Raw genomic sequence first — 18,713 nt, 5'->3', positions numbered from 1 at the left:
CCCGCGCGGGGGGGGGGGGGGGGGGCGGGCCCCGGGGGGGGGCCGGGCGGGGGGGGGGGGGCCGGGGGGGGGGGGGGGGGGGGGGGGGGGGGGCCCCCCCCCCCCCGAACCCCCCGACGCCGTCGGTTCCCGAGCCGTGGGAGGAGCCGGACCCGGAAACACCCGTGCCCGATCCCAACGAGCCGACCTGGAAACCGTCCTCCATTCCCACGGAGCCGCGGCTGCCGCCGCACCCGGACACGCCGACCGCGCCCGAGGTACCCCCGCCCGACCAGGGGAGCGGCCGGCACGTCACGCCGGGCTCCTCCGGGACCCCGGGAAGTCCCGGGGCGCAGGGAGCGCCGATCGGCCCGTCGCCCGAGGGGGCGCCCGAGAGGACACCCGAAGGAGCACGGGAGGGGACGGAGGGAGCCGGGGAGCCCGAGGGGCAGCCCTACACGGTGCCCGGCACCACGCCGTCCGCCTACCCCGGCTGGGAGAGCGCCTCGGAGACCTCCGGCGAGTCCGGCAGGCCCGAGACGCATCACCCCGAGGCCCCCGAGCCTCCTACCCCGCCCTCGCGCTACGAGCAGCCGAGATACGGGGAGGCGCAGCAGGCCGGGCAGCCCTACGGTGGTCCGGGAGTGCCGCCATCCGGGATCGACCCCTCCCAGCAGCCCCATGCCGGCACCCCGTATCCGGCGCCGCCGGGTGCGCCCGCCTATCCGTACCCCACGCCGTATCCGGCGTATCCGGACGAGGAGCGCCGGTCCAGCGGGAAGCTGGGCACCGCCGCGCTCGTGCTCGGGATCGTCGCGATCCTCTCGCTCGTCGTCTGCGGCTTCGGCGTACTGGTGGCGGTCGTCGGCCTGATCATCGGCATCGTCGCGCTCGCCAAGCGGTCGGCTCCCGGCAGGGCCTGGGTGGGAATCGTGCTGAGCCTGCTCACCCTGGTGATCGCGGCGGTGTTCCTGAGCTGGGTCTACAGCAAGGTCGGCGACTGCATGAACCTGCCTCCCGAGCTCCAGCGGCGCTGCATCGAGGACAGGTTCGGCGTCCAGGTGCGGCCCGCCCCGTAACGGCGGACGGCCGGACCGGGGGTTGTCGCAGGGGCGGACGGCCGGACCGGGGTTACCGCAGGGGCAGGTGGCCGGACAGGTCGGCGCGGGCGCCGCTCGCCGCGATCTTTCCCGCCGCCGTCGCCTCCGACCAGGTCAGGCCGCCGGTGGCGAGTTCCAGCCAGGTGCGCGCGTCGGTCTCCACCACGTTGGGCGGGGTGCCCCGGGTGTGTCGAGGCCCCTCCACGCACTGCACCGCCGCGTAGGGCGGGACCCGGACCTCGACGGTCCTGCCGGGGGCCGCCGTCGCGAGCTCGTCCAGCAGGTGCCGTACGGCGAAGCGGGTGATGTCCCGCTCCGGGCGGACCTCCCGGGCGAAGGCTCGCAGCACCACGCTCACGCAGGCGCCGAGCAGCGCCGCGAGCCCTCCCGGCCCGTCGTAGGGTGGTTCGTCGAGGGCGCTCAGCTGGGTGTCGAGAGCGGCGCGGACCTTGGCCGGGTCGGGTTTGTGAGGTGGCACGCCCTCCATGATGCCCGCCCGAGCCGCGCCTGCGGACGACGCGGACGACTCCGGACCCACTCGCGCCTTCCGGACGGTGTCGGAGCGGCCCGTACCGGCCACTCGTCCGGGGCGTGACGCTCACCTGAACAGCTCATTCGGACAGACGGTTCATTATCCCGGCAAACGTCGTTCACCTCAGGTTCGGTCGGCGCACGTAGCCTCCGGGCCGGAAGACCTCGCCCCTTTTTGGAGGACCCCGTGGCGAACACGTCACCGCGCCGACTGCTCCCCCTGCTCACGAGCCCGCACAAGGGGGGCCGCAGCGCGCTCACCTGCCGGTTCCGCTGCGGTGACCAGTGCGCCCACGATGTGGTGAACACCAGCGACAACACCTACTTCGGCGACGTGGTCGCCGAGGCGATGACCCGCAGGGGCATGCTGCGCGCCGGTGCCCTGGGCGCGGTCGTCGCCGGCGTCGGGCTCGGTACGGCGGCCCCCGCCCTCGCCGACCCGGACACGGATGTGAACGCGAAGACCCTCGGCGGAGGCCACGGTCCGGGCCACGGCCCCGGCCGGCAGGACGGCCTCCGCTTCACCGCCATCGCGCCGAACACCGACGACAAGGTGACGGTCCCCTCGGGCTACCTGTCGGCGGCCGTGGTGCGCTGGGGCGACCCGGTTCTGCCCGGCGCCCCCGCGTTCGACTTCGAGAGACAGACGGCCGCCGCGCAGGCCAAGCAGTTCGGCTACAACTGCGACTACGTCACCCTCTTCCCGATGGGGCAGCACCGGGGGCTGCTCTGGGTCAACCACGAGTACACCGACGAGAACCTCATGTTCCGCGGCTACACGGACGGCACCGCCGCGACGGAGGAGCAGATCAGGATCGCGCTGGCGGCGCACGGCGGTTCGGTGGTCGAGATCGAGCGGGTGAAGAACTCCGGCCAGTGGAAGCTGGTCACCAACGGCGCTCGCCGTTACAACCGCCGCATCACCGTGCAGACCCCGATGAAGTTCACCGGCCCGGCGGCCGGAAGCGCCCTGCTGAAGACCGCGGCCGACCCCCGGGGCACCACGCCGATCGGCATGCTGAACAACTGCGCGGGCGGCACCACGCCGTGGGGCACGGTGCTCAGCGGCGAGGAGAACTTCAACCAGTACTTCGTCAACGGCAACGGCGTGCCCGAGGCGCAGAAGCCGTACCTCGCCCGGTACGGGGTGAGCACCACCGCGGGCATCCCGAGCGGCAACCGCAGGTTCGACCGGGTCGAGGAGCGCTTCGACCTGGCCAAGCACCCGAACGAGATCAACCGCACCGGCTGGATCGTGGAGATCGACCCGTTCGACCCCGACTCCACCCCGATCAAGCGCACCGCCCTGGGCAGGATGGCCCACGAGGGCGCCACCACCTCCCTCGCCGCCGACGGCCGGGTGGTCGCCTACATGGGCGACGACTCCCGGTTCGAGTACGTCTACAAGTTCGTCTCCCGGCAGCGCTACATCCGGGGCTTCGACCGGCACAACCGGACCCTGCTGGACGACGGCACGCTGTACGTGGCGAGGTTCACCGGCGACAGCCCGGCCGCCGAGATCGACGGCACCGGCACGCTTCCCGCCGACGGGCGGTTCGACGGTTCGGGCGAGTGGATCCCGCTCGTCACCGGCAAGGTCTCGCACGTTCCCGGGATGACGGCCGAGGAGGTGCTCGTCCACACGCGTACGGCGGCCGACAAGGTCGGCGCGACGAAGATGGACCGTCCCGAGGACGTGGAGCGCAACCCCGTCACCGGCGGCGTCTACGTGGCCCTGACGAACAACACCAACCGGACCCCGGCCCAGGTGGACGAGGCGAACCCGCGTCCGGCCAACAAGCACGGCCACGTCCTGGAGATCGTCGAACGGCGCGACGACGCCGGGGCCACCACCTTCGCCTGGTCCCTGCCCCTGGTCTGCGGAGACCCGAACGACCCGGCGACCTACTTCGCGGGGTTCGACAAGACCAAGGTCTCGGCGATCTCCTGCCCCGACAACGTCGCCTTCGACGCGGACGGCAATCTCTGGATCGCCACCGACGGCAGCCAGCTCGGCGCCAACGACGGCCTGTTCGTCATGCCGGTCCGCGGTCCCGAGCGCGGCCACCTGAAGCAGTTCCTGAGCGTGCCGGTCGGCGCCGAGACCTGCGGCCCGCTGATCAGCGAGGACCAGCGCAGCGTCTTCGTCGCCGTACAGCACCCCGGTGAGACCAACGGCGCCACCCCTGAGGCCCCCAGCAGCCGCTGGCCCGACGGCGGCACCTCCCAGCCCCGCCCGTCGGTCGTGGTCGCCTGGCACGCGAAGGGCGACAAGATCGGCTCCTGACCAGGCCGCCGGCCCGCGCCCCTCGGGAGGGGCGCGGGCCGGTGCCGTTCCAGATGTGCGGTCTCGGTAGGCGGGAGCCTCCCTAGCCCACCGGTACGGCCGGACGCTCCTCGGCGGCCATGGGCGGGTTCGCGGTCCGGGAGGCCCGCAGGGAGAGCAGGCTGACCGGCACGCCCACCAGCACGATGGCCGCGGCGACGACCAGTGTGTACCGGTACGCGTCCAGGAAGGCGGTCAGCTGTCCCACGCCCTCGGCCAGGAGCGAGGACTGCCGCGCGTTGAGGATCGCCCCCAGGACCGTGATCCCGAGCAGGCCGAAGACCTCGCGCGAGACGTTCAGCACCCCCGAGGCGACTCCCGTCCTGCCGGCGGGCAGCGCGCCGAGGATCGCCGTGGTGAGCGGCACCAGCATGCCGCCGCCCAGCCCGTAGACCAGGAACCACGGCAGCAGGTCGCCGAACGACCCGTCCTCCCCGATGAACGAGATCCCGAACACCGACACGGCCATCAGCAGGAGCCCGGCCGCCACGGTCCGCGCGGTTCCCAGCGCCCTGTCCAGTCTCGGGGCGAGGGTGGCGGTGACGGCCATCACCAGCGCCATCGGCACGAACGCGGCCCCGGCCTCGATCGGCGAGAAGCCCAGCGCGTTCTGCAGGTACAGCGCGGTGAAGAAATAGATCCCGAACACCCCGAAGGACCACAGGCCCATCGACAGCGTGCCCCCGCTGAACACCCGCGACCGGAACAGCGACAGGTCGATCATCGGCTCCCGGCTCCTGAGTTCGATCGTCACGAAGGCCAGCGCCGACACGGCGGCGATCCCGAAGGCGCCCAGGATCTCCGGCGAGGCCCATCCGGCACCCGCGCCCTCGATGAGCGCGTACGTCAGCGCGAACAGCGTCAGGCTCGATGTCACCAGGCCCGGGACGTCGAGGCCGCGCCGTACGGTCTCCCGCGGGGCCGTCCTGATCGCCCAGAGAGCGAGGCCGAGCGTCACGGCCCCGATCGGCACGTTGATCAGGTAGATCCAGCCCCAGTGCCAGCGTTCGCTGATCAACCCGCCGGTCAGCGGGCCGAGGGCGAGGGCCAGCGCGCCGATCGCGCTCCACAGGCCGACCGCCGTGGCGCGTTCCCTGCCGTCGGGGAAGGTCGAGGTGAGCAGTGCCAGCGCCGTGGGGGTGAGGAGAGCCGCTCCCACACCCTGCACCGCCCTGGTGGCGATCAACACGCCGCCGTCGGTGGCCATCCCGGCTGCGAACGACGCCGCGGTGAACACGACGAGGCCGATCAGGAAGACGCGCCGCCGCCCGAAGACGTCGGCCAGGCGCCCGCCGACGAGCATCAGCCCGGCGAACACCAGGATGTAGCCGCTCACGATCCATTCCAGCCCGGAGATGCTCAGCCCGAGGTCACGCTGGATCGTCGGCAGCGCCACGTTCACCACGTTGTTGTCGAGATATGTCATGAAAGTGGCCAGTGAGATCGCTCCCAGCGCCCACCACCTGCGGGTGTCCGTCATTCCCCGTCCTCTACGTTGTACTTATACGTCGTACATGTACGGCGTACAGTGGAACCCGTACGGCGTATAGTTGTCAAGCGTGATGGGGAAACTGACCCGTGAAGCGGTCGTCGAGCAGGCGCTGGAGATCGGCGACGCCGAGGGACTGCCGGCGGTGACCATCCGGAGGCTCGCCCAGGAGCTGGGCGTCACCCCGATGGCGCTCTACTGGCACTTCAAGAACAAGGAGCAGCTGACCGTCGGCATGGCGGACCACCTGATCGAGGACTTCGTGATCGAGGGGGGCTACACGGGCCCGTGGCAGGAAGGGCTCCGCGAGCTCGTCGCGGGCCTGGTCAGGGTGCTCCGGCGCCACCCGTGCGCGGCGGACGTGCTGGACGCGGTGGACCACACGGAGGTGCCCACCTTCCTGGAGGTCTGGGACACGACCCTCGGTCTCGCCAAGCGCGGCGGGTTCTCCCCCGAGGAGAGCTGCATGATCTCCCAGTACCTGCTCAGCGGGGCGATCGCGCTGGCGGCGGGGCCGGGGCGGCATTCCCCTCCCGGGGTCTCCGAGCAGGAGGCGGCCGAGCGGATGCGCCTCAAGCGGCTCAGGCTCCAGTCGTTGCCGCCGGACGTCTACCCGCACATCGTGGAGATGGCCGTCCCCCTCTCCGAGGGCGGGGATCCCGATCTCTACGACACCTTCGGCGTCGACGTCCTCGTCTCCGGCATCGAGCTGCTTTCCGCCCGTTCAGGAGGGCGCTGACCTCGCGCGTCCCGTGCGGCGGGGACGGGCGAGGGCGGCCGTGAGGACACCGGTGAGCGCGACGGCGAACAGGACGGCGTAGGTCCGCTGGAAGCCGGTCATCAGGTGCTCGACGGCGACGGGGGAGAGGCGCGACAGCGTGCCCGCGTAGACCTGGCCGCGCAGCCCGGCACTGACCGAGCCGGTCAGGACGCTGAGCGTGAGGGCGACGCTCAGCACGATCCCGACGTTCATGATCATGAGTCGGAAGCCGTTCACCACGCCCAGGCTCCCCGCGGGCAGGGCGGACATGACCTGGGTCGTGTTGCCGGTCATGAAGGTGCCGCTGCCGCAGCCGCACAGGAACAGGCCCACCGCGATGATCCAGTACGGCGTGGCGGGGGCGGTGTTCAGCAGCAGGACGCCCAGCCCGGTCGCGCTCAGCAGGGCGCCGCCCACCGAGAGCGCGTACGGCCTGATGCGGCGGCCGAGGGCGCCGGTGATCGGGGAGGCGAGGGCCATGCCGATCGGGACGGGAAGCACGCCCAGGGCCGCGGTGACGGCGTCGAGGCCCCTGGCGGCCTGGAAGTAGAGGGCGACCAGCAGGATCAGCGCGGAGCGCGCCAGCGCGTTGCAGAAGGAGGCGAGGTTGGCGAAGGCGAGCACGCGCTCGCCGAACAGCCCCACGTCGAGTACGGGATGCGAGGCCCGGCGCTCCACCACGACCAGCGCCGGCACCAGTACCGCCGCGATCGCCGCGCCGACGATCACCACGGGGCTCGACAGGCCGCGCGATCCCGCCTCGGACAGCGCGATCAGGGCCGCGGAGAGGGCGGCGAACACGATCAGGTTGCCGAGCGCGTCCACCGGCCGGCGCGCCCCCCGCGAGACGTGGCGGAGCGTGAACGCGCCCCAGACGAGGGCGATCAGTCCCGCGGGCACGTTCATCCAGAAGACCCACTGCCAGCCCGCGGTGTCGGCGATGAGGCCGCCCAGGGTGGGACCGGCGAGCTGGGCGACCGAGAGGGTGCCGATGTAGACGCCCATGCCCTGGCTGAGCCGGTCGGGCGGGAAGGCGTCGGTGATGATCACGGTGCCGTTGGCGAGGATCATCGCGGCGCCGATCGCCTGCACGACGCGCATCGCGATCAGGAACCAGATTCCCGGCGAGAGCCCGGCCAGCAGTGATCCCACGGTGAACAGGACGAACCCCGCGAGGTAGATCTCCCGGCGCCCGAGCAGGTCGGCCACCCTGCCGAAGAACACCAGCGTCGCGGTGTTGACGAGCAGGAAGGCGAGCAGCACCCAGCCCGCGGAGAACGCGTCGGCGTGGAAGTGCCTGACCACGGTGGGAAGCGCCACGTTCAGGGTGCTGCCGGAGATGCCGATCAAGACCAGGCCGAGGCTGGTGACCGAGCAGACCCGCCATGCGTAGCGGAGCTTGGATGCGTATTCGGGGGATCCGGGTAGGTCTTGGGGGATTGCGACCATACCTACCAGTCTGCCGGACGTTGCACCTCGCCCCTCGGACCCTCAGCGGGCCCGTTTGCGCAGGCCCTCCATGTCGTGGATGATCACGCGGCGCCGGCCCGTCTCGATCAGCCCGCGATCGCGCAGGGAGCGCAGCGCCTTGCTGACCGCCTCGCGGGAGGCCCCGGTCCAGCCGGCGAGCTCGTCCTGGGAGAGCGGCAACGCCACCCGCACCCCGCCGTTGTCCGGCTCGCCGTACCGCTCGGCCAGCTCCACCAGCCGGGTGGCCACCCGGCCCGTGGTGTCGAACGCGCCGTACTCGATGCGCTTGCGGTCGGAGTCGCGCATCTTGCCGATCACCATCCGCATCAGCAGCACGGCGACCCTCCCGTGGTCGCGCAGGTACGAGGAGAAGTCGCGGACCGTGATCCCCTCCACGGGTTCGAGGGCGGTGACCGTGGCGGACCTGGGCAGCCCGTCGATCGCCGCGAACTCGCCGAGCAGCGCACCGGGTCCTCGTACCGCGAGGACCACCTCACTGCCGACCGCGGTGTGCGAGGAGACCTTGACGCGGCCGGAGGTGAGGACGAGCACCCAGTCGCTCTCGTCGCCCTCGGTGCACAGCGTGTCACCCCTGTCCCAGCGCCGGGGCCTCCCGGCGGCGTACAGGGCCTTCACCTCGTCCTCCGTGAGCAACGTGATGAATTCGCCCGGTTCGGGGGAAGAAATCATGACCACCTCCTGGCGACTTCGATTGTGTGCGCGCCGCTCTCGCGGCGAAAGGTACTTTTACCTGAGATCGGACAGTACGTAGGCATGGACGGGTTGCGCCCTTCCCTTGAGGCTGAGCGGGCCCAGCGATCGGGTCTCGGCCCGGGAGCCGATCAGGTCGAGGGTGCTCTGGCCGATCACGACGCTGCCCGGCTCGGCGATCCCCTCAAGCCGGGCGGCCACGTTGACGCAGTCGCCCATCGCGTTGAAACCGCGCAACTCGGGGCTGCCGATGTTTCCGACGAGCGCCTCACCGGTGTTGATCCCAATTCTGAAGCGAGGATATCCGGGCATTCCCTCCGCGATCTCCTCGGCGGCCCGCTGCATCGCGAGGCCCGCCCGCACCGCGGCGAGGGCGTGGTCCTCCTGCCGGGCCGGGGCGTTGAACAGCGCGAGCAGCGCGTCACCCACGAACTGCACGATCGTGCCGCCGTTGCCGAGCACGATGGGCACGGCCGCGGTGTGGTAGCGGTTCAGCATCTCGACGATCTCGCCGGGCGCCACCCGCTCGGAGAAGCTCGTGAAGCCCTTCAGGTCGGCGAAGAGCGCGGTGAGCTCCACCAGCTCGCCACCGAGCGCCGCGGTCTGGGGGTCGGCGAGCAGCGACTGGGCCACGTCCGGTGACATGTACTGCCGGAAGAGGGTCTCCAGCTCGCTGTAGAGCCGGGCGTTCTCCAGGGAGATGGACATCTGGCCGGCGAGCGTGGCGGCGAGCGCCTCGTCCTGCGGGGTCCTGCCGACCGGCACCTCGATCGCCCCGGCGAGCCTGCCCTTCACCATCAGCGGGTGGACGACCCTCCCCTCCAGCCGGATCGGCCGGTCCTCGGGGAAGTCCCGCCGGCCGTACTCCGTGGAGTTCACGGTGACCCGGCCGTTGTCGACCAGCTTGATCCGCACGTCCCCGTACGCCTGCCGGACGCGGTCGAGACCCTGGGCGAGCATCTCCTTCTCCGGCAGGCCCACCCGGGCCTGCCTGCCGATGTCGGCCAGCGCCGCGAGCCGGTCGCTCAGCTCCCGCTCGTTGGCGAGCGCCTCACCCGCCCGGTCGAGCACCGCCGCCTGCGACTCGGTGAGCCCGAACTTGCCCGCCAGCCGGTCCGCGATCGGGACCCTGCTCTCCTCCCCGCGCCGCAGGTGGCCGACGAGCTCCTCCAGGGCGGCCTCGTAGTCGGCCCTGATCCTGCGGACCGTCGCCGACAGCGCCACCGAGTCGAACAGCCCCGCGCTGGTGCCCTCCCGCCGGAACTGCAGGTAGGCGCTGTAGGCGACGAAGACGAACGCGGTGGTCAGCAGCGCGTGCCACAGCCACCACGACAGGTGCCAGTTGCGGTGGGACAACCCCGCGACCAGCGCCTCGGCGAGGAGCGCGTACGCGGTGACCAGGCTGATCAGCACGACCGCCGGGCGCCTGCGGTGCAGCTGGAACATCATCGCCGACGCCGCCGCGAACAGAGCCACCCCGGCCCACTCCAGCCCGCCCAGGCCCGTCCCCATGGGAGGCGAGCCGCTGAGCGGGGTGAGGTCCGGCACCAGGCAGGCCACTCCCCACCCGATGATCAGGGCGGCGAGTCCTCCGCGCAGCCACATCTGGTTTCTCAGCACGGCCTCGGCCGCCCGCCCGCCCAGGGGCAGCGCCGACGCGAACGCGAACACCGAGGCGACGAGAAGACCGACCGGATGGGAGAGGTCGAAGCCGTAGCTCGTGCCCTCCAGGATGATCCCCGGCGTGGTCAGCCCGTGCACCAGGAACGATCCCGCGCCACTCAGGAAGACCAGGGAGACCAGCAGCAGGCGGGCGTCCGAGCGCCGGGCCGACGCCTCGCCGACCATGAGCCCAAGGACCAGGTTGATCCCGGCGATGGTGATGATCAGCCAGAAATGACTGGGATTGTCCTGCAACACAATGTTCAGGTCGGGCTCGGCGAGCAGCAGCCAGAGCCCGAGCATCGGCAGCGCCAGGTGCAGTGCCCACACCACGGTGCGGATCGGCTGGGTCGCCGGTGGAAGGTACGGTTCCCGCCGGGCGCGGTTTTTCGCGTCTTCCGCGACCGCGTCTGCCGGGTTGATGGTCGGCACGGTGGCCTCCGCGTCTGGAGAACCCTGTCGGTTCCCTGTCTTTGTTCGTCCGCGCCCAGCGGGCGGGTTCCCCCGAACGGCCCGATTATCCCGTATGCGGCAGGTGTCGGCAGGCGAGTCGAACGGCAGGGTTTCGAGGCCTAAGCGTGATGTTTGGCGTGCCAACCCTTGGAACGCTTGAAACGTGTACTACGTGTACCTCTTCAATCACACCAGGCTCTGGTGTCGCAGAAAGGAAGCCCAGTGGCTATCAGGTTGCCGGGCGGACGCTCGCTCGCCGCCGTCACCGTTGGCGTGCTCGTAGGAACGCTGTTCACCGCGGGCGGCAGTGCCGTCGCCTCGTCGGCGGGCGCGGAGATTCACGCGTGCGTTCACAAGCAGACGCGCTACACCCGGATCGTCAACGCGACGGCCAAGTGCAGGACGACCGAGATCCGGATCAGGTGGGGGCAGCAGGGCGAGGCCCAGCAGCAGGGCATCGCCAGCGCCGGCCCGCAGGGCGAGCGCGGTCCGCAGGGCCTCAAGGGCGACGCCGGACCGCAGGGTCCGCAGGGTCCGCAGGGGCTGCGCGGTCTCCCCGGCAAGAACGGCGCCACCGGCCCGCAGGGCCCGAAGGGCGACGCCGGGGCCCAGGGCCCGAAGGGTGAGGACGGCAAGGACGGCGCCACCGGTCCGCAGGGCCCGAAGGGCGACGCCGGGGCCCAGGGCCCGAAGGGCGCCGACGGCAAGGACGGCCTTCCGGGCAAGAACGGTGTGGACGGTAAGCCCGGTCTCCCCGGCAAGGACGGCAAGGACGGCCGGAACGGCTACAACGGCAAGGACGGTAAGGACGGTCTCCCCGGCAAGCCCGGTGCGGACGGTAAGCCTGGTCTTCCCGGCAAGGACGGTGCCGACGGTAAGCCTGGTCTTCCCGGCAAGGACGGTGCGGACGGTAAGCCTGGTCTTCCCGGCAAGGACGGTGCCGACGGCAAGGACGGTGCCAAGGGCGCTCAGGGTCCGGCCGGTCCCGCGGGTCCCGCCGGTCCTGCCGGTCCCGCGGGTAAGGACGGCGCGGACGGCAAGGACGGTAAGGACGGCAAGGGCGCCGTCCCGACCATCACCACCGTCACCGACTCCTTCAGCTTCGGCGGTCAGGGCGGAAGCAAGACCGTGAGCTGCGGTTCCGGCAAGGTCGTCACGGGTGGCGGCTTCAACAGCAGCGGCAGCGGTTCGGGTCAGATCTACGCGAGCCTGCCCAGCGGCGGCGGCTGGACCGTGGCGGGCAAGAACACCAGCGGCACCGCCTACGCGCTCTGCATGAGCGCCTCCTGATCTCCGGCGGCACTCCACGGCAGTGAGAGATCCCGGACGGCTGTCAGGGCCTCTCACCTGCCGTGGAACGCGGACGGCCGCGCGATCCACCGTGTGACGCCACCGGTGGCGGTCACGGGAGGGGAATCCTCGTGCCCGGGCGCCGTCCTCGTGATCCGTCCGGTCGCCGGACCCGTTTTCACGGGAGCGCGACCCACGTGATCCGTCCGACCTGTTTTCGCGGGAACGCGAAGGGCGGGCGGCGCGATGCGGACTCACCGTCCTCATCACGCCGTCTCCCCGCGCCGACCGTGTGATCCATATAGATCGGTCGGGCCCCTCACCGTCACACGACGGTGAGGGGCCCGACCTCCCAAAAACCTCCGAGATCCCAGGGATCCCAGGGATCTCGTACGAGGATCAGCCGAAGATGCCCGGCAGGGTGGACGTGTGGGTCTCCCTGAGCTCGGCGACCGGGATCTCCAGGACGCCCTCCACCTTCAGCGCGTCGCCACCGGTGGTGCCCAGGCCGTAGCAGGGCACGTCGCGGGCCGCGCACAGCTGCGCGAAGGCGTCGAACGACTCCGGCGCGACGGTCACCAGCGCGCGGGCCGACGACTCGCTGAACAGGTCGACGAACGCGTCGTCGCCCGTCAAGGAGACCTCGCAGCCCACGCCCTGGGCGATGCACGCCTCGGCGAGGGCGATGGCGAGCCCGCCGTCCGACAGGTCGTGAGAACCGGTGAGCAACCCCTGTGAGGCGGCCTCCGTCAGGACGAGGGCGAGGTCGCGCTCCGACTCCAGCCGCGCCACGGGCGGCAGGCCGCCGAGGTGGCCGTGGGCCACGTGCGCCCACTCCGAGCCGCCGAACTCCTCCTCGGTCTCGCCGAGCAGGACGATCCTGTCGCCGTCGCCGGTGAAGCCGCTGCGAACCCGCGAGGCCACGTCGTCGATGACGCCCAGCACGCCGACGACCGGCGTCGGGTGGATCGGCACGGATCCCGTCTGGTTGTAGAACGAGACGTTGCCGCCGGTCACCGGGACGCCGAGGGTCTTGCAGGCGTCGGCGAGACCGCGCACGGCCTCGGAGAACTGCCACATGACCTCGGGGTCCTCGGGGGAGCCGAAGTTGAGGCAGTTCGTCACCGCGAGCGGCGTCGCGCCGGTCACGGCCACGTTCCGGTACGCCTCGGAGAGGGCGAGCTGTGCACCCGCGTACGGGTCGAGGCGGGTGTAGCGGCCGTTGCCGTCGGTGGCGAGCGCGATGCCCCTGGTCGTCTCCTCGGCGCCGGGCATCGCCTCGCTGATGCGCAACACGCCCGCGTCGGCGGGCTGGGCCAGCACGGTGTTGCCGCGGACGTACCGGTCGTACTGGGAGGTGACCCACTCCTTGGACGCGAGGTTCGGCGAGCCGAGGAGTTCGAGCAGCGCCGCGCGCAGGTCGGCAGGGCGGGCGAGACGGCCGGGGACGTCGCCGTTCAGCGCGACCTGGCCGGCGGGCTCGTGGAACGGCCGCTCGTAGACCGGGCCCTCGTCGGCCGCGGTGCCCGGCGGGATGTCGACGATGGTCTCGCCGTGCCAGGTCATCACGAGGCGGCTGGAGTCGGTGACCTCGCCGATCACGGTCGCGGGGATGTCCCACTTCGCGCAGATCGCCATGAAGGCATCGATGTCGTCGGGGGTGACGACCGCCATCATGCGCTCCTGCGACTCGCTCATCAGGATCTCCTCGGGCCGCAGCGAGGGATCGCGCAGCGGTACGAGGTCGAGCCTGACGTCCATGCCGCCGGTGCCCTTGGCCGCGAGCTCGGTGGTCGCGCAGGAGACGCCTGCGGCGCCGAGGTCCTGGATGCCGACGACCACGTCCGCCTGGTACAGCTCCAGGCAGCACTCGATCAGCAGCTTCTCCATGAAGGGGTCGCCGACCTGGACGCTGGGACGCTTGGCCTGCGACTCGTCCTCGAACGTGGCCGAGGCGAGCACGGACGCGCCGCCGATGCCGTCGGGGCCGGTGAGGGCGCCGAACAGGACGACCTTGTTGCCGGGCCCCGGTGCCACCGCGAGCTTGATCTGGTCCTTGCGCAGCAGGCCGACGCACAGGGCGTTGACCAGCGGGTTGCCGATGTAGCAGGGGTCGAAGACGACCTCGCCGCCGATGTTGGGCAGGCCCAGGCAGTTGCCGTAGTGGCTGATGCCCTCGACCACGCCGGGCAGCACCCGGCGGGTGTCGTGGGCGTCGGCCGCGCCGAAACGGAGCGCGTCCATCACCGCGATCGGCCGGGCGCCCATCGACATGATGTCGCGGACGATGCCGCCGACGCCGGTCGCCGCGCCCTGGTGAGGCTCGACATAGGACGGGTGGTTGTGCGACTCGATCTTGAAGGTGGCGGCCCAGCCGTCGCCGATGTCCACGACCCCGGCGTTCTCCCCCATCCCGACGAGCAGCGCCTCCGATTTGGGAGCCTTGGTGCCGAACTGGCGCAGGTGCACCTTGGACGACTTGTAGGAGCAGTGCTCGCTCCACATGACGCTGTAGATGGCGAGCTCGGAGCCGGTGGGCCGGCGGCCGAGGATCTGGCGGACCCGCTCGTACTCGTCGAGCTTCATGCCCAGCTCGGCGTACGGCTGGCGCTCGTCCGGGGTGTCCTCGGCCCGCTTGACGGTGTCGAGACTCATGCGTTCACCAGATTCTTCAGGATCGAGGAGAAGAAGCCGCGGCCGTCGACGCTCGGGGCGCCGGTGAGGTCCTCGACGGCGTGCTCGGGGTGCGGCATGAGCCCGACGATGTTTCCGGCCTCGTTGCGGATGCCCGCGATGTCGTTCAGGGAGCCGTTGGGGTTGCCGCCCGCGTACCTGAAGACGACCTGTCCGCCCGCCTCCAAGGCGCTCAGGGTCGCCTCGTCGGCGACGTAGCGGCCCTCGCCGTGCTTGATCGGCAGCACGATCTCCTGACCCTCGGTGAAGTCGGAGGTCCAGGGGGTGGCGGTGTTCTCGACCCGGATGCCCTGGTCGCGGCAGACGTAGTGCAGCCCGGCGTTGCGCATCAGCGCCCCGGGCAGCAGGTGGGCCTCGCAGAGGATCTGGAAGCCGTTGCAGGTGCCGAGCACCGGCAGCCCGGCCCTGGCGGCGGGGATCAGCTCCTCCATCAGCGGCGCGAACCTGGAGATGGCCCCGCAGCGCAGGTAGTCTCCGTAGGAGAATCCGCCGGGCAGGAAGACCGCGTCGACTCCCTTGAGGTCGGGGTCGGCGTGCCACAGCGGGACGGCCTCACCGCCCGCGTGGCGCACGGCGCGAGCCGCGTCCTGATCGTCGAGAGTTCCGGGAAAAGTGACCACGCCCACGCGGGCAGCACTCATCGTGTTCCTTTCAGCGCGGAGACCCTGCCTTCGGCTTCAGCCGTGGGGGAAGAAGTCAAGACAGCGTTCCCCTCCACAAACGAGCACCGCGCCGGCGTCTCACACACTCGGACGTCGGTCCGCGGCGGTGCTCCCAGGTTATCCGCTCCCGGTGGGCGCTCAGCCGCGGAGTGTCCGATCGCACAGCTCAGCGGGCGGTGGCCGGGTTCGTACGGCCTTCTACGATCTTGTACGGCCTCGGGTGCGCGGCCGGGCGGGCCTTCAGACGGCGGCGAGCATCCGGTCGCGGAGGTAGGCGGCGTCGTGGTCCCAGTCGAGGTGCTTGCACAGGTGCACGACGGTCCCGCGGCCGGGAGTGATGTCGAAGGAGATCTCGTCGACCACAGCCTGCATGATCAGCAGGCCCCTGCCGTTCTCGGCGTCGGTCGGCGGGTAGTGCTCGGGCACCCGGACGAGGCCCTGGCCCCGGTCGATGATGCGGACGTCGCAGCGGCCGTGGCCGATGGTGGTCTCGACCTCGTAGCGGGTGGCCGGACCTCCGTGTCTCACGGCGTTGGCGCACGCCTCGGTCACCGCCAGCAGGATGTCGGAGACGCAGTCTTCGGTGACGCCGAGCGAGCGCAGGGAGTCACCGAGCGCCCTGCGGACCATCGGTATACCGACGGCCTGTCGTGGCAGAGCCAGCGAGAACTCCATGTCCACCGGTTTCCTCCCGGGGTCAGACGTCACCTTGTGAAGGCTTCCCTGCAGAATCCGGGCTAACCGCAAAATAACCGTAATGTTATTGACTGGTGGTCAAGCCGTGGGATTGCTCAGCCCCTAAAGCCGGATATAACCGGATTTGTGCAGTCGATCTGCGTGGAGTGACGGCCTAGGACTCGACGGTGACGGTGTAGTCCTCGATCACCGTGTTGGCGAGGAGGGTCTCGGCCATTTTTCGGACGTCCGCAATTGCCGCCTCGTCGGCGGGCCCTTCGAGCTCCACCTCGAATCGCTTGCCCTGCCGTACCGCTGAGACACCCGCGAAGCCGAGCCGCGGCAGTGCACGGGCGATCGCCTGCCCCTGCGCGTCGAGAATCTCGGGCTTCAGCATGACGTCGACGATGACGCGCGCCACGGTGTTCCTCCTGGTTGAGACGGGGACGGTCCGGCGCCTCAAGAGTAACGGGCTCCGGCCGCGCTCCGGTGCGGGGGCCGGACCCAGGGATCCCGCGCGAGAGGTCACGGACGGTGAACGGTCGCGGATCTCGCGGATGAAGGGACCCGGCGGCGGGTGACACCCCTGGATCCCCGACGTGGCAGGCGATACGCCGGATCTCGCGTGGAGGTACGGGTGGGTGAAAGGGGACGCGCGGGGAACGGGGAGCATATGGACGTCGAGGCAGGTCTTGCGCACAGGTATGTGACCTCTGCCACGATGGCCACAAGCGCGGACGAACCACCACCAGAAGGGTCGAACGCGTCGCGAATCGGCCGGACGACGGTGGAGAACCCATCCAGACGGCCCCGAGCACACAGGAGTGGCACGTGACAGCCGACGCCTCTCGTGGTGCGGAAGCACCTCCGGAGCTCATCCAGCTGCTGACCCCCGAGGGAGAACGGGTCGAGCATCCCGACTACGACATAGATCTGACACCCGAGGAGATCCGCGGGCTCTACCGGGACCTGGTCCTGGTCCGCCGCGTCGACCTGGAGGCCGTCGCACTGCAACGCCAGGGCGAGCTGGGGCTCTGGGCCTCGTTGCTCGGGCAGGAGGCCGCGCAGATCGGCTCCGGCCGGGCGCTGACCGAGGCCGACATGGCCTTCCCGACCTACCGCGAGCACGGGGTGGCCTGGTGCAGGGGGGTCGACCCGGTCAACCTGCTCGGCCTGTTCCGCGGCGTCAACCACGGAGGCTGGGACCCCGCCGAGCACAACTTCCACCTCTACACCATCGTGATCGGCAGCCAGACCCTGCACGCGGTCGGCTACGCGATGGGCATCCAGCGCGACGGCGCCGAGGCCGCGAGCATCGTCTACTTCGGCGACGGCGCCACCTCCCAGGGGGACGTGAACGAGTCGTTCATCTGGGCGTCGGTGTTCAACGCGCCGGTGGTGTTCTTCTGCCAGAACAACCAGTGGGCGATCTCGGAACCGCTGGAGAAGCAGTCGCGCATCCCCCTGTACCGCAGGGCGAGCGGGTTCGGGTTCCCCGGCGTCCGTGTCGACGGCAACGACGTCCTCGCCTGCCTCGCCGTCACCCGCAAGGCGCTCGCCGACGCCAGGTCCGGGCAGGGGCCCATGCTCATCGAGGCCTTCACCTACCGGATGGGCGCCCACACCACCTCCGACGACCCGACCCGCTACCGGGTGGCCGCCGAACTGGAGGCGTGGAAGCTCAAGGACCCGATCGAGCGGGTCAGGGCCTACATGTTCAAGAACCAGCTCGCCGACCAGGAGTTCTTCGACGCGGTCGACGCCGAGGCCGACGAGCTGGGACGTGACGTCCGCAAACGCTGTCTCGAACTGCCCGACCCGGAACCGTCGGCCATCTTCGACCACGTCTACGCCGAGCGGCACTCCCTGATCGACGCCGAGCGTGCCGAGTTCGCCACCTACCTGGAGGGGTTCGAGGCATGAGCATTCTCACGATGGCCAAGGCGCTCAACGAGGGGATGCGCAAGGCCATGGAGGACGACCACAAGGTCCTCGTGATGGGGGAGGACGTGGGCAAGCTCGGCGGGGTGTTCCGGGTGACGGACGGCCTGCAGAAGGACTTCGGCGAGCAGCGGGTCATCGACACCCCCCTGGCCGAGTCGGGCATCGTCGGGACGGCCATCGGCCTGGCGCTGCGCGGCTACCGCCCGGTCTGCGAGATCCAGTTCGACGGGTTCGTCTTCCCCGCGGCCGACCAGATCATCACGCAGCTCGCCAAGATGCCGCTGCGCTCGCTGGGCAAGCTGAGGCTGCCGGTCGTCGTACGGATTCCGTGCGGCGGGGGCATCGGCGCGGTGGAGCACCACAGCGAGTCGCCCGAGGCATACTTCACCCACACCGCGGGCCTGCGCGTCGTGGCCTGCTCCAACCCGGCCGACGCCTACACCATGATCCAGCAGGCGATCCGCTGCGACGATCCGGTGATCTTCTTCGAGCCCAAGCGGCGCTACTGGGAGAAGGCCGAGGTGGACGTCGACTCCTCCGGCTGGCCGCCCTTCGACGAGGCCAGGGTGGCGCGGCCGGGGACGGACCTCACCCTGCTCGCGTACGGGCCGATGGTGAAGACCTGTCTGGAGGCCGCGAAGGCGGCCGAGGAGGACGGCCGCTCCCTGGAGGTCGTCGACCTGCGCTCGCTCAACCCGCTCGACATCGCGAAGGTCACCGAGTCGGTGCGCGCGACCGGGCGCTGCGTCGTGGTGCACGAGGCGCCCGTCTTCAACGGCTTCGGCGCCGAGGTCGCCGCCCGCGTCACCGAGGAGTGCTTCTACCACCTGGAGGCGCCGGTCCTGAGGGTCGGCGGACCCTCCACCCCCTACCCGCCCTCGCGGCTCGAGGACCACTACCTGCCCGACCTGGACCGGGTCCTGCACGCCGTCGACCGCGCGTTCGCGTTCTGAGGAGGGGCGGAGAG

General features: G+C 70.8%; 15 protein-coding genes. 6 read left to right on the top strand and 9 right to left on the bottom strand.

Features of this window, described 5'->3' with window-relative positions; genetic code table 11:
- Positions 1-164: 164 nt before the first annotated feature.
- Positions 165-1,058, top strand: coding sequence for a hypothetical protein (locus tag AB0B90_RS36580; RefSeq protein WP_362926539.1), 894 nt, complete (start codon positions 165-167; stop codon positions 1,056-1,058).
- Positions 1,059-1,110: 52 nt separating this feature from the next.
- On the opposite strand, the gene AB0B90_RS36575 is transcribed toward AB0B90_RS36580, so the two are convergent.
- Entirely contained in the window at positions 1,111-1,557 is a 447-nt protein-coding gene (locus AB0B90_RS36575; RefSeq protein WP_362521879.1) for a sterol carrier family protein, read from the bottom strand.
- A gap of 240 nt (positions 1,558-1,797) precedes the next feature.
- Between AB0B90_RS36575 and AB0B90_RS36570 the strand changes: the two genes are divergently transcribed.
- Positions 1,798-3,897, top strand: coding sequence for a PhoX family phosphatase (locus tag AB0B90_RS36570; RefSeq protein WP_362926538.1), 2,100 nt, complete (start codon positions 1,798-1,800; stop codon positions 3,895-3,897).
- A gap of 82 nt (positions 3,898-3,979) precedes the next feature.
- On the opposite strand, the gene AB0B90_RS36565 is transcribed toward AB0B90_RS36570, so the two are convergent.
- Positions 3,980-5,416 carry an MFS transporter gene (locus tag AB0B90_RS36565; protein ID WP_362926537.1) on the bottom strand — a complete coding sequence of 479 codons (1,437 nt, stop codon included), beginning with the start codon at positions 5,414-5,416 and terminating at the stop codon, positions 3,980-3,982.
- Between the two features lie 82 nt (positions 5,417-5,498).
- Here AB0B90_RS36565 and AB0B90_RS36560 point away from each other — a divergent pair, with 82 nt between their 5' ends.
- The gene (locus AB0B90_RS36560) at positions 5,499-6,164 is read left to right on the top strand and encodes a TetR family transcriptional regulator (protein WP_350950172.1); all 666 of its coding nucleotides are present in this window, start codon (positions 5,499-5,501) and stop codon (positions 6,162-6,164) included.
- Here AB0B90_RS36560 and AB0B90_RS36555 read toward each other — a convergent pair.
- Genes AB0B90_RS36555 through AB0B90_RS36545 form a run of 3 tightly spaced genes read right to left on the bottom strand, consistent with a single transcriptional unit; the run spans position 6,150 to position 10,460 of the window.
- Complete coding sequence (locus tag AB0B90_RS36555) at positions 6,150-7,634, bottom strand: MFS transporter (RefSeq protein WP_362926536.1); 1,485 nt, start codon at positions 7,632-7,634, stop codon at positions 6,150-6,152. The two genes, AB0B90_RS36560 and AB0B90_RS36555, sit on opposite strands and share 15 nt — an antisense overlap.
- A gap of 42 nt (positions 7,635-7,676) precedes the next feature.
- The gene (locus tag AB0B90_RS36550; protein WP_350950141.1) at positions 7,677-8,345 is read right to left on the bottom strand and encodes a Crp/Fnr family transcriptional regulator; all 669 of its coding nucleotides are present in this window, start codon (positions 8,343-8,345) and stop codon (positions 7,677-7,679) included.
- A 57-nt stretch (positions 8,346-8,402) separates the two neighbouring features.
- On the bottom strand, positions 8,403-10,460 hold the full coding sequence (locus tag AB0B90_RS36545) for an adenylate/guanylate cyclase domain-containing protein (protein ID WP_362926535.1): 2,058 nt from the start codon (positions 10,458-10,460) through the stop codon (positions 8,403-8,405).
- Positions 10,461-10,703: 243 nt separating this feature from the next.
- On the opposite strand from AB0B90_RS36545, the gene AB0B90_RS36540 reads away from it, so the two are divergent.
- The gene (locus tag AB0B90_RS36540; RefSeq protein ID WP_362926534.1) at positions 10,704-11,771 is read left to right on the top strand and encodes a hypothetical protein; all 1,068 of its coding nucleotides are present in this window, start codon (positions 10,704-10,706) and stop codon (positions 11,769-11,771) included.
- A 399-nt stretch (positions 11,772-12,170) separates the two neighbouring features.
- On the opposite strand, the gene purL is transcribed toward AB0B90_RS36540, so the two are convergent.
- From purL to purS, 4 genes are all read right to left on the bottom strand, one after another.
- The gene (purL, locus tag AB0B90_RS36535; RefSeq protein ID WP_350950144.1) at positions 12,171-14,426 is read right to left on the bottom strand and encodes a phosphoribosylformylglycinamidine synthase subunit PurL; all 2,256 of its coding nucleotides are present in this window, start codon (positions 14,424-14,426) and stop codon (positions 12,171-12,173) included.
- Positions 14,423-15,106 (bottom strand): phosphoribosylformylglycinamidine synthase subunit PurQ, encoded by a 684-nt coding sequence (purQ, locus tag AB0B90_RS36530; protein WP_350950145.1) that lies wholly within the window; start codon positions 15,104-15,106, stop codon positions 14,423-14,425. The genes purL and purQ overlap by 4 nt, the downstream gene beginning before the upstream one ends.
- Positions 15,107-15,367: 261 nt before the next feature.
- Positions 15,368-15,802, bottom strand: coding sequence for an ATP-binding protein (locus AB0B90_RS36525; protein WP_362926533.1), 435 nt, complete (start codon positions 15,800-15,802; stop codon positions 15,368-15,370).
- Between the two features lie 175 nt (positions 15,803-15,977).
- Entirely contained in the window at positions 15,978-16,223 is a 246-nt protein-coding gene (purS, locus tag AB0B90_RS36520) for a phosphoribosylformylglycinamidine synthase subunit PurS (protein WP_350950147.1), read from the bottom strand.
- 410 nt (positions 16,224-16,633) lie between these two features.
- Here purS and pdhA point away from each other — a divergent pair, with 410 nt between their 5' ends.
- Positions 16,634-17,725, top strand: coding sequence for a pyruvate dehydrogenase (acetyl-transferring) E1 component subunit alpha (gene pdhA, locus AB0B90_RS36515; RefSeq protein WP_350950148.1), 1,092 nt, complete (start codon positions 16,634-16,636; stop codon positions 17,723-17,725).
- Positions 17,722-18,699: an alpha-ketoacid dehydrogenase subunit beta gene (locus tag AB0B90_RS36510; RefSeq protein ID WP_362926532.1), complete on the top strand. Its 978-nt coding sequence runs from the start codon at positions 17,722-17,724 to the stop codon at positions 18,697-18,699. Before pdhA ends, AB0B90_RS36510 begins: the two co-directional genes overlap by 4 nt.
- Positions 18,700-18,713: the final 14 nt, after the last annotated feature.

The organism is Streptosporangium sp. NPDC049078 (assembly GCF_040648855.1).
Taxonomy (GTDB): domain Bacteria; phylum Actinomycetota; class Actinomycetes; order Streptosporangiales; family Streptosporangiaceae; genus Streptosporangium.
This window is presented reverse-complemented; position numbering and strand designations above follow the sequence as displayed.